Here is a 12,211-nt window from a genome sequence, read left to right on the forward strand (position 1 = left end):
GGCCGCGTTATAGCGGCGCGACATTATCGAGATTTGGCTGGGCAACGGTCAGATCCGCCTCGCGCTCACGATAGACCAGATCGACGACTTCGCTGCTCGGCGCATAGCCGGATACGAGTTTCTCCAGCAGAGTTCGTGCCAGTGGTATGTCGTTTTCGTCCAACGCGGCCTCGAGCGCGACGAGCCGCTGCGAAAGCTCCGGCCACAGCAGGAAGTCCTCCTTGGCATGCATGATGCGGGGATGGCTTGTCTGCTGTGGGTTGTCGCCGATCAGCAACTCCTCATAGAGCTTCTCGCCCGGCCTCAGCCCGGTGATCTCAAGCTCAATATCACCATCCGGCTCATCCTCATCGCGCACCGTCAGGCCGGAAAGCTCCACCATCCGCCGGGCGAGATCGGCAATGCGCACCGGCTCACCCATGTCGAGCAGAAACACGTCGCCGCCAGCCGACATGGCGCCGGCCTGGATGACAAGCTGCGACGCCTCGGGGATGGTCATGAAATAGCGGGTGATATCCGGATGCGTCAGCGTGATCGGGCCGCCATCGCGGATCTGCTGGCGGAAGAGAGGCACGACGGAGCCGGAGGAACCAAGAACGTTGCCGAAACGGACCATCGCAAAATTGGTGCTGGCGACACCAGGCTTGCGGTCGGCGTTCATGGCCTGCAGCACCATTTCCGCCAGCCGCTTGCTGGCGCCCATGATATTGGTCGGGCGCACGGCTTTGTCGGTGCTGATCAGCACGAAATCCTCGACGCCATGGTCGCGTGCCGCCTCGGCCGTTATCTGGGTTCCAAGGACATTGTTGCGCACACCTTCGACGGGATTGTACTCGACAAGCGGCACATGCTTGTAAGCGGCCGCATGATAGACGGTCTTTGGATGCCATGCCGCCATGATCTGACCGATACGCCGCGCATCTCGGACGGAGGCGAGAAAGGGTATGATGCGGATATCGGCATATCCTGCGGAGGCAGCCAGTTTTTCGAGTTCGCCGTGAATGGCGTAAAGCCCGAATTCATTCTGTTCCGCCAAGAGCAGGGCGGATGGGCCGTTTTTCATGATCTGGCGGCAAAGTTCGCTGCCGATCGAACCGCCGGCGCCGGTCACCATGACCACCTTGCCGCGGATGTTTTTCTCGATCAATGCCCGGTCGGGCGCGATGACGTTGCGGCCGAGCAGATCCTCGATATCAAGTTCGCGCAGATCGGAGACCGCGACGCGCCCCTGGGCGAGTGCCGTCAGGTCCGGCATGGTGCGCACCGTGACGCGCGCCTTGCGCATATCCTCAAGGATTTCATTGCGCCGCTGCCGCGTGGCGTTCGGTAGGGCAAGCAGTACGCCCTTGATATCGCCGGACACGGTGAGAGCAGGAAGATCGGCAGGATCATAGATCGGCAGACCGCCCATGATACTGCTATGCAGATTGCGGTCGTCGTCCAGATAGCCGACGACATTCAGCTCGGCGCTGTTGGCTAACGCGCCGGCAAGCTGGCGGCCCGATGCACCCGCGCCGTAGATCAGCACCTTGGCGAGCTGGCTGCGGTTGAGCAGCCGCTGATAGGCATTGCCGAGCCAATAGCGCGTCCATATCCGCGACAAGCCGATGCAGATCAGCAACAGCAAGGGCTGCAAAATGCCGACCGTGCGCGGCACGCCCGGCACGCTGATCGCGGTAAAAATAGTCATGAAGGCGAGCCCGTAGATGGCCACCGCCTTAAGCACTGTCACGAAAGCCGACAGACCCGCATAGCGGAAAATCGCGCGGTAAAGGCCCAGCACGATGAAGATGGGTATGGCAACGAGAAGCGAGACAACGGCCGGCAGCCATTCGACGCCTTCCAGGATCACCCAGTCATCGAGGCGCAGACAATAGGCGAACCAGACCGTCAATACGCAGAGGCTGGCATCGACGAGCAGGGCGAGCGCTCGCTTGGTTGAGCGCGGCAATGCCAAAAAGGGCAAAACGAGCTTATCGGAGGGCACCATCGGTCAGCTCTCCCTGGCGCCGGTCATCAAAGCGATGCGCCGCTTCTCTCGCATAGATCGTCTCACAATGCACCGCATGACGCATGATAATTGCATCGTACTTTCATTGGCGGATTCCAATTCATTCCAGCGCCGATTTACATGTAGAACAGCCGGCACACAATTGCATCCTCGATGTTGGAGAGGCGGCTCACGCAGAAAGATGGGAAGGGATCAATTGCCAAGATAGCTGCGCAGGACCGGATGACGGAACAGACCGAGGAGAATGGCAAAGGCCATTCCAAGGCCAGCACCGAAAAGCGCACCGGCGATCAAGCCCGCCACCATCATCACCTTTCGGCCGGGGCCGTCAGCTTTCAACGGCGGCTCGGCTTCCGAAATCACGCGGATATTGCTCTGCGACAGATCCTGCGCATCGCTTGTCTGGCCGGAACGCTTCAGCAGCGACTCGTAGATATCACGGGCTGCGGTGGCCTTGCGCTGAAGCTCGTTCAGGCCGACCAGCTTGCTTGAGGTATTGACCTGCGATGCCTTCTGCACCGCCAGTTCCTTGGCGATATCCTGCTCAGCTCCCTGCGCCTGCGCATAGTCGCGCGCGCCGACGTCATCTGGCGCTGCAATTCGCTGCGGATTTCTGCGGCAAGGCTGTCCAGCGAGGATTTGGCCGCAAGCAGGCGTGGATGACGGGCACCGAGTTGGCTCTGCAGACTGCCGACATTGGCGGCAAGTGTCGCATATTGCTGACGCAGGCTGCTCAGCGCCGTCGATCCGCTGCTGGCGTTGGGGTTGTTGGGATTGTTGGCAACCACATCCTCGAAGCTCAGCTTGCCGGCGGCGTCCGCCCGAGCCTTGGCTTCGATCGTGCGTTGCTGGGCAGTCACCAGCATGTCGTTCAGCGCCGTCAGACGCTTGTCGGAGATCAGATTGCCTTCGACGGCCACCATGTCATTGTCGGCGCGATAAGCTTCTACCGCCTTCTCGGCCGAAAGCACCTGCTGGCGCAGGTCGTCCAGCCTGCTGTCCAGTGCGCTGTTGCTTGACTTGAAGCTCTTGGCGACGGCCCCGCTTTCTTCTTCGATAAAGGAGGAAAACAGCTGGTTGGCGATCGCGGCTGATTTTTGCGGATCGCCCGTCGTCACCTTCGCGGTCACGACATAGGTGCTCGACTCGCGGGCGATCTGCACGGCCTTCGCAAGAGCCGCCGTCGCTATGTATTTTGCTGCCTCGCCGGTGGCGCCGCCAGAAAAATGCGGATCCTGGTCGAGCTTGAGGGTATCGACGACACGGCCAAGCACCTTGCCCGAAGACAGGATCTGGGTCTGGCTGTCGATCATCGTCGTGATCAGCTCCGGCGGCGTCGGAGCCTGCTGGGAGGATTCGCCGCCGTTCGGTCTGGGATCGAAGTAAAGGCTGGTCTCGGCCGTGAACTTCTGGGGGATGAGCGGAATAATGGCGGCGCCAGCCACGCCACAGATTGCCGCCAGGGCGAGAACGACAAATTTCTTCGCCCAAATAGAATGGATCGCGGAGCGCAGATCGAGCAACGGCGAATCTGCCGACGGCAGGACGACCGATTGGGCAATGATCTGCAGCGGAGCGACAGCGCTGGGCTCGACACGGGCAGTGGGGGCGGCAGTGACCGCAGCCGGCTCGACAGGGGCGTGCGAGGCCACCTCAACATCAATTTTGCTTGGTCGCTTTTCGGATGCGAAATCAGCAGGCCCTGGCGCTTCGGGCTGTTCGGCGGCTGCAGCCGGCTCCGGCGCCACGACAAAATCCCGCGGGCGCAAGATCGGACTGCGCAGGCGCAGGCCATCGCGCCGTGTATCTGACGGCTCGGTGTCGCGCCAACTCGGAAGCTGGTCCGATCTTTTGCTTCGTTCCATTGAGCTCATGTCAGGCTTTCAGTGCTCCGCAGGCGGTTTCCGCCTCGCAGATGCCTCGACTTTAGAAATGTTTGGCTAACGGACCATTAAGGACGCTCCAAGGAAATCGCAGTGCGGGGGCCGGCAGACCCTCTGCCTTCACCATTGTTCAACATCATCGCCTCTATGAAAGGGACAGATCCGCATGGGAGGCAGGAGCGTGCAATGACCGCATCGATGACGAAGGCTCTGCTGCGCCTGACGGCTGCGGCAGTCTTGCTCGCTTCCACCACAATGGCAGATAGCAGCTTTGCAGCGGCGCAGCTTTGCTATCGTGGCGTCAATCTCTCCGGCGCGGAATATGGCGAGCGAGACGGCGTGGCCAACGTCAACTACACCTACCCCTCGGAAGAAACCGTGCGCTATTTTGCGGGCAAGGGCATGAACGTCGTGCGGCTGCCCTTCCGCTGGGAGCGGCTGCAGCCGGTGCTCGGCCACCCCTTCAACGGCGACGAACTCCAGAGGCTCAAGGACGCCGTCGCCCTTATTCAGAAACATGGCATGGTCGTCGTGCTCGACCCCCACAATTACGGCTATTACGACAAGGTCCAGCTCAAGCAACCGCCGGCAACCGAGTTGGCCTTCGGCGACTTCTGGGCGCGGCTTGCCGTCGAATTCTCCAACCAAAAGGGCGTCGCCTTCGGCCTCATGAACGAGCCGCACGACATCAAGGCGCCGGACTGGCTGGAACTCGCCAATACCGCCATCCGCGGCATTCGCACCGTCGGCGCGCGCAATCTCATCCTCGTACCCGGCACCAACTGGACTGGCGCGCATAGCTGGTCCGCCGATGTCCTTGGCGGCGGCGCGAATGCGACAGTCATGCTCGGCGTCACGGATCCGCTCGACTTCTACGCCTTCGAATTCCATCAATATCTGGATTCGGACAGCTCCGGCACGCATCCGGTCTGCGATGGCACCGACAATGCCAAAAGAGGCTTGAACGATGTCACGGACTGGCTGCGCAAGAATGGAAAGCGCGGCTTCCTCGGCGAATTCGGCGTTGCTGCCAATGACGGCTGCCTAGACGGCCTCAAACAGGTGCTCGACGTCCTGAACACCAATAGCGATGTCTGGCTCGGCTGGAGTTACTGGGCGGCCGGCGATTGGTGGCCGCCGGAGGAGCCGCTCAATATTCAGCCGCACAATGGCCGCGACAAGCCGCAACTGAAAGTGCTGGTGGAGGGATTGAGCAAAAAGGCAACCCTCGCGCCGTCATGTGCGCTGATCAAACCGAAGTAAGGGACGCTGGCTCGACTCTTTGCCGCGAATCATCGGCCTGATATGCTGGCCAAGGCCAGAGATCCCACGACCTCGGATAGTTCATGCAAAGTTCAGGCGAAAAGCAGCCCATCAATTTCGTCATTCTTGCCGTTTCGCTGCTCGCGGTCCTGTATAATAGCATCCTCGCCTTCATCAATCACAACATCACACCATTGACGCCAAACGCCGTCGTGATGAGCGAAATCGTGCTCCAGGCGGTCAGTTTCACCTATATTCTGACGAAGGGGATCTACGAGGAGGATATCGCGCCGCTCCTATATCTCGTGCTGACGATCATACTCACGGTCTTCGTCATTGCCATCAACAAGCAGGCCTATATCGATCACCTTCGCAACGTGATGATCATCTTCTCGTTTTCCATCATGGGCAGGCTCTGCAACGAGCGCACGCTCAAGCTGGCTTTCAAGATTGCCTGCATTGCCGTGCTGGCCGTGCTCATCTGCGAGATCGTGTCGGTGAAGGAATATGTGGCGCTGTTTCATCCGGCCGAATATTTTCAGAATACGCGCGGCGTGCCGCCGGCCACCTACAGCGATATCGGCCTCTTCCGCGGCGCATTGGGCTTCGAGGGCCGGTTCTCCTTCGGCCTGATAGACCACCGCTCGTCCTCCGTTTTCCTGGAACAGGTCTCGCTTGCAAATTTCTGCGGCGTGATGGTCCTTTATCTGATCAGCTTTTCCGGCCGGCTGCGGCTGCTCGACAGGCTGCTGTTTCTGTCGACCGTCGTGCTGATCCTGCTGACAAACGACACGCGCACGATGCTGATCTTCAGCCTCATCTGCGTCGCCGGTTATTTCATCTATCCCTGGCTCCCGAAGATACTCGACCTCCTGACGATGCCCGTGATCATCGTCGTCGGCTTCGTCATCCATTCGCTCAAGCCGACGGTTACGGGCGATAATTTCGTGGGGCGCATCAACGGGACGGTAAAGGCCTTCCTTGGCATGGACCTGCAGAGCACCATCGGCCTGCAGCTCGATCAGGTCGGCATATTCTTCGACAGCGGCTATGTGTACATCATATATGGAGCCACCATCTTCGGCCTCATCCTGTTCTGGCTTTACGCCTCGCTCTATCCGGGGGGCGAGACCGTCAATCAGCGGCGCCTCGGCCATGCCCTTTCCCTTTTCCTGTTCCTGAATCTCATGATCGGTTCCACCGCCATCTTCTCGATGAAGACGGCAGGCCTGGTCTGGCTTCTCGTCGGCTTCCTGAAATTCAACGAGGGCACCCAGGCAAAACAGCCGCAAAAGCTCTCGCTTGCCACCAGCAGCTGAGGCGGGGATGCGCCGCCCGAAGGCGCAATGGGAACGGCTTTTTTCCCACCATCCTGCCTAAATTAGCGTCGAAAGCTGACGGGGCGGAAGGTATTTCCCACCCTTGCGATTTCCTTTAAGTGGGCGGCATCCTCGGCGTAAGAGAGAAGAGACATGAAGAGCTATGTACTGACAGTTGCGTGCAAGTCGACACGCGGGATCGTTGCGGCGATATCGAACTATCTGGCCGAGCAGGGCTGCAACATCGTCGATTCCAGCCAGTTCGACGATCTCGACACCGGCATGTTCTTCATGCGCGTCTCCTTCATCTCCGAGGAGGGCATCGGTGAACCAGCGCTGGTCGAAGGCTTCAAGCCGATCGCCACCAAGTTCGACATGGCTTCAGAGTTCCACGATGCCAAGAAGCGCATGAAGGTGCTGCTGATGGTCTCGCGCTTCGGCCATTGCCTGAACGACCTGCTCTACCGCTGGAAGATCGGCGCGCTGCCGATCGATATCGTCGGCGTCATCTCCAACCATTTCGACTATCAGAAGGTCGTGGTCAACCACGACATCCCCTTCCACCATATTCCGGTGACCAAGGCCAACAAGCCGGAGGCGGAAGCGCGGATCATGGACGTGGTCGAGCAGACCGGCACCGAGCTGATCGTGCTTGCCCGCTACATGCAGATCCTGTCGGATTCCATGTGCCAGAAGATGTCGGGCCGCATCATCAACATCCACCATTCCTTCCTGCCGTCCTTCAAGGGCGCCAATCCTTACAAGCAGGCCTATGAGCGCGGCGTGAAGCTGATCGGGGCGACGGCACATTACGTCACCGCCGATCTCGACGAAGGCCCGATCATCGAGCAGGACACGGCGCGCATCACGCATGCGCAGTCGGCCGATGATTACGTCTCGATCGGCCGTGACGTCGAGAGCCAGGTGCTGGCGCGCGCCATCCATGCGCATATCCATCACCGCAATTTCATCAACGGCAACCGCACCGTCGTCTTCCCGGCAAGCCCGGGCTCATATGCTTCCGAGCGGATGGGCTGAGGCGCGGCCTAACTATTGCCGCCAATTCCCTTTTTCTTTTGCGTCGAAGCACGATTTGATACCGCCGGTATCGAATCGGCCGGGAATAAGGAAAAGACATGTCATTCCATCGCAAGGGAACGCTGCTGCTGGCGGCGTTTCTTATGAATACGGCGACGGCGCATGCCGCCACTGCGGAACAGGACCCATCGAAGATCGATCTTGCCAAGCTGATCGAATGCACGACCTACGACGTGCCGAGTTACAATAATTTCGGGATGTGGCTGACCGGGCCTGAAAGTGTCACGGCCATGAAGCAGTTCGGCTTGACCGAACTGCCGTCGGAAAACCCCTTCCTGCGCGAATTCCAGCTGGCTGCGCCGGTGAGCGTCTTCGGGCGGCAGACGAGCAGGATTGCCTTCGCCTCCTCCGGACCCTTGGCCGTGCTCGACGAGCCTGATCCGCATCCGCTTGCCAAGACACTCGGAGTGACGGCAGCGGTCGACAAGCCGAACAAGTTCCTCGGTGCAAAAGAAATCCTGTCGAGCAAGGAGCAGCTCGAAAATTCCGATACCGTGCTCCACACACTCATCACCCTCAATGTCTCGACGGATGACAGCCATCCCGGCAAGACGCTGGCCGGTTGCAGCTATTCCATCGAGGTCGAATAGGGGACGATCCCTAGCCGGACATGATCTGCGGCCTATCTTCTTCCTAAATGCTCGACGACCCTATCTGTTTTGGGTGATTTTCTTTAGGATGGAATGGTTTAGTGTCGACGCAAATCAACCATCCGGGGGATGCCATGGCCGACGCCACGCTCGCAAATCGTATGCAATTGCCAAGACCGGACATCACGCCGGAAGAGGCAGCCGAAATCTTGCAGACGCATTACGGCCTGAGCGGGGCATTGAGCGAACTCGGCAGCCAGCAGGATCGCAACTACCGTATCGACGCCGGCGACAAGGCCTATGTGCTGAAGATATGCCGGGCCGAATACGAAGAGGTCGAGCTGGAGGCGCAGAATGCGGCCATCCGCCATCTCCATGCCAAGCCGGATGCGCCGCGCGTGCCCGATATCGTGCCATCTCAGGATGGCCGTGACATTCTCGCCATTACCGTGCGCGAACAGGATTACCTCGTCCGGCTGCTCGGATTCCTTCCCGGGCAGACGCTGACGCAGCGCAAGCATCTGCCGGCTGCTTCGACGGCCGGACTCGGCGTGCTTTCCGCCCGGCTCGCACGCGATCTTGCCGATTTCGACCATCCCGGCCTGCACCGAAATCTGCAATGGGACCTGCGCCGCGCCGGACCCGTTGCCGTGCAGCTTCTGTCGGCGATTACGGATCACGAGGCGCGCGACCGCATCGCCAAGGCAATGGTGGCCGCGGTCAAACGTATCCAGCCGCTGGCAACAGCGCTGCGCGTGCAGCCCGTGCATCACGACGTTACCGACGACAACGTCGTCAGCCACCCTGACGCCCACGGGCAGCCGGTGCCGGATGGGGTGATCGATTTCGGCGACATCATTCAGGGTTGGCTGGTGGGCGATCTCGCAGTCACCTGCGCTTCGCTGCTGCATCACGCCGACGGCAACCCGTTCCATATCCTTCCGGCCATCAGGGCATATCACGCGATCTATCCGCTGGAGGAGGCGGAGGCGAAGGCGCTGTGGCCGCTGATCGTGGCGCGCGCGGTCATCCTGGCCGCCAGCACCGAACAGCAGCTCGCCATCGATCCGGATAATGAGTATGTGCGCGGCAATCTCGATTTCGAGCGCGAGATTTTCGTTGTCGCGACCGAAGCGCAGCCGGATGTGATGGAAGCCGCGATCCTGCGGGCAATCGGCTTCGACGTCGCCCCGATCTCGACGGACGGCTGGTCGGCTCTGCTGCCTGATATCGATGCGCAGGAGATCGTCGCCGTCGACCTTTCCGTCACCAGTGCCGATTTTGTCGACGGCAACTGGCAAAAGCCCGACATGGACTGGCGGCTGCTGGCACAGGCGGCCATAGCCTCCGGCGCGGCGGCAACCCGCTACGGCGAATTCCGCCTGTCGCTGGCCACGCCGCTCAGCACGGCGCAACCACAGAATTTCGCCTTGCACAGCGACGTTTGCCTGCCAGCCGGCGCGACCGTCGCGGCCCCCTTCCCGGGCCTTTTCCAACGTCAAGGACAACATCTCGTCCTTGCCGGCGAAGAGGTGAGCCTGCATCTCGACGGCATTGAAACCGACCTCGAGGACGGCGCGACCATCGAGCAGGGCGCGACGCTTGGCACGATCGGCAGCGAAGGATCGGCCATTGGCGGATTGCGCGTGCAGCTGTGCCGTGTGCCGACACTGGAACCGCCGCTCTTTGCGACAGCGGACCAGGCGGATGGCTGGTCGGCCATTTGCCCCTCGCCTGCCGCCCTCCTCAATGCAGCCTGCGAAGCGCCGAGGCCGGATGCCGCTTCACTGCTTTCCCTGCGCAACGCCCGTTTCGCCAAGCCGCAGAAGCATTATTACGAATTCCCGCCGCAGATCGAACGCGGCTGGCGCGAATTCCTGTTCGACACGCAGGGCCGTTGCTACCTCGACATGGTCAACAACGTCACGACGCTCGGCCACGCCCATCCGCGCCTGACGGCTGCCGTCGCTCGCCAATGGTCGCTGCTCAATACCAACTCCCGCTTTCATTACGCCGCCGTCGCGGAATTTTCCGAGCGGCTGGCGATGCTGGCGCCGGAAGGGCTCGACAGCGTCTTCCTCGTCAATAGCGGCTCGGAGGCCAATGATCTCGCCATCCGTCTTGCCTGGGCGCATACCGGCAAGAAGAACATGCTTTGCCTGCTCGAGGCCTATCACGGCTGGACCGTCGCAAGCGATGCCGTCTCGACCTCGATTGCCGACAACCCGCAGGCGCTGACGACACGGCCCGACTGGGTGTATCCGGTCATTTCGCCCAATACCTATCGCGGCGCGTTTCGCGGCCCCGATACGGCCTCGGATTATATTGTCGATGTCGCCGAGAAATTGCAGGCCATCGACGAAAAGGGCGAAGGCCTTGCCGGCTTTATTGCGGAGCCGGTCTACGGCAATGCCGGCGGCATCGCCCTGCCCCATGGCTATTTGGCTGGCGCTTACGAAGCCGTCAGGCAGCGCGGCGGCCTCTGCATCGCCGACGAGGTGCAGGTGGGCTATGGCCGGCTCGGCGAGCACTTCTGGGGCTTCGAGACGCAGGGTGTCGTGCCTGATATCATCACCATCGCCAAGGGCATGGGCAACGGCCATCCGCTCGGCGCCGTCATCACCCGCCGCGAAATCGCCGAATCGTTGGAAAGGGAGGGCTATTTCTTCTCCTCCTCCGGCGGCAGCCCGGTGAGCTGCGCTGTCGGTCTTACCGTTCTCGACATTCTCAAGGACGAAAATCTGCAGGAAAACGCCCGCGTCGTCGGCGACCAGCTGAAAGCCGGGCTGATCGCGCTGATGGATCGCTTCCCGCTGATTGGCGCCGTGCACGGCATCGGTCTTTACCTCGGCGTGGAGTTCGTTCGCGACCGGGAAGCGCTGACGCCTGCCACCGAAGAAACGGCTGCGATCTGCGAGCGCCTGCTCGATCTTGGGGTCATCATGCAGCCGACCGGCGATCACCTGAATGTGTTGAAGATCAAGCCGCCGCTCTGCCTTTCGGCCGATAGTGCGGACTTCTTCGTGAAAGCCCTGGAAAAGGTGCTCGAAGACGGATTTTGATCGATCAGATGAGGCCTTTAACCATTGGGGTAATTTAGCGGCGAGTGAATTTTAATGCCGCCGGGGGATTGTCGAATCTCCCGGCAATTCCTATTTGCTTGTCGGTGATCGGTAAGCCGTTCCGGCAGAGGAAGATGGCACGGATATAAGTGCCTCCTTCCTTGCAATTAGCCAGATACGGAATTTTATTTTACCGATCGTCGACATTTTGACATCTTTAGGAATATGTTTCCGGAGATAAAATTGTTATTGTCTACTAATATAATAGACAATGACGCACTCGTTCACCGGCTCCTTTTCGGAGCTTAACAAGTACAACACCAACCAGGGACGTGACATGCAGAATTTTAAGATCATCGCTTCGACCCTTGGCTGGTCCGTGCTTGGCCATGACCGCTCGGGCGCGCTCTCCAGCCCGCGCTGTCGAATGTGACGTTCGTCCCCTAATCGGATTCAAACAGTCAATTCGCCATATCTGCACCGATAGCGGTGCGGAGGGAGTCTATTTATGAAGAAGCAAGTTATCGAATACGCTGGCGTTCCCGTCGGCATTGTCGTTCCCGATCAGGATCGGCTCAAGTTCATCGCTGTAAAATATCACGTCCACGATCTGGACGAGCAGCATTTCAGAAACGCAGACGAAGTGAGACTCGCAATCCGTGATCTCCTCTCTCGCCAACAGGCTAAGCCGATCCACGTTTGATGGATCGGCTTAGCCGCCGCTTTTGCATTCCAATCACTGCATTCCAATCAGCCGCCCTCGCCCTTCGACAAGCTCAGGATGAGGGCTAGTCTTTTCGATAGAAGCAACCGGGCCTACCTGCTTTCGCGTTCGAAATCAGGCTTTATAGCGCTTCAGATCGGGTCCGCTCCGCCTTCATGGTGAGGTGGCCCGAAGGGCCCTCGAACCACGAGGGTCGGCCCCCATAGGGCCAACCAACCCCATACCCACCTTGTCTTTTCCCCCTCTTTGCGGTCCTATCGC

Annotated in this window: 7 protein-coding genes and 1 pseudogene; 6 read left to right on the plus strand and 2 right to left on the minus strand. The window is 60.0% G+C overall.

The genetic code is table 11. The features are described 5' to 3' along the window. Nucleotides 1-7: 7 nt before the first annotated feature. Nucleotides 8-1,990 carry a nucleoside-diphosphate sugar epimerase/dehydratase gene (locus BSK43_RS08185; RefSeq protein WP_077468405.1) on the minus strand — a complete coding sequence of 661 codons (1,983 nt, stop codon included), beginning with the start codon at nucleotides 1,988-1,990 and terminating at the stop codon, nucleotides 8-10. 213 nt (nucleotides 1,991-2,203) lie between these two features. Continuing rightward, nucleotides 2,204-3,885, minus strand: a pseudogene (locus BSK43_RS08190) (GumC family protein). A gap of 195 nt (nucleotides 3,886-4,080) precedes the next feature. Here BSK43_RS08190 and BSK43_RS08195 point away from each other — a divergent pair. From BSK43_RS08195 to BSK43_RS08220, 6 genes are all read left to right on the plus strand, one after another. Further along, entirely contained in the window at nucleotides 4,081-5,157 is a 1,077-nt protein-coding gene (locus BSK43_RS08195; protein WP_077468404.1) for a glycoside hydrolase family 5 protein, read from the plus strand. Between the two features lie 83 nt (nucleotides 5,158-5,240). Continuing rightward, nucleotides 5,241-6,476 (plus strand): hypothetical protein, encoded by a 1,236-nt coding sequence (locus BSK43_RS08200; RefSeq protein ID WP_077468403.1) that lies wholly within the window; start codon nucleotides 5,241-5,243, stop codon nucleotides 6,474-6,476. A gap of 153 nt (nucleotides 6,477-6,629) precedes the next feature. Then, nucleotides 6,630-7,514, plus strand: coding sequence for a formyltetrahydrofolate deformylase (gene purU / locus BSK43_RS08205; protein ID WP_077468402.1), 885 nt, complete (start codon nucleotides 6,630-6,632; stop codon nucleotides 7,512-7,514). A gap of 98 nt (nucleotides 7,515-7,612) precedes the next feature. Continuing rightward, a complete protein-coding gene (locus tag BSK43_RS08210; RefSeq protein WP_077468401.1) occupies nucleotides 7,613-8,164 on the plus strand; it encodes a hypothetical protein in 552 nt (183 codons plus the stop codon). 134 nt (nucleotides 8,165-8,298) lie between these two features. Then, the gene (locus BSK43_RS08215) at nucleotides 8,299-11,226 is read left to right on the plus strand and encodes an aminotransferase (protein ID WP_136686807.1); all 2,928 of its coding nucleotides are present in this window, start codon (nucleotides 8,299-8,301) and stop codon (nucleotides 11,224-11,226) included. A gap of 508 nt (nucleotides 11,227-11,734) precedes the next feature. Continuing rightward, on the plus strand, nucleotides 11,735-11,929 hold the full coding sequence (locus tag BSK43_RS08220; protein ID WP_034489296.1) for a hypothetical protein: 195 nt from the start codon (nucleotides 11,735-11,737) through the stop codon (nucleotides 11,927-11,929). Nucleotides 11,930-12,211 lie beyond the last annotated feature (282 nt).

Source organism: Rhizobium sp. P44RR-XXIV (genome assembly GCF_001999485.2).
GTDB lineage: Bacteria > Pseudomonadota > Alphaproteobacteria > Rhizobiales > Rhizobiaceae > Rhizobium.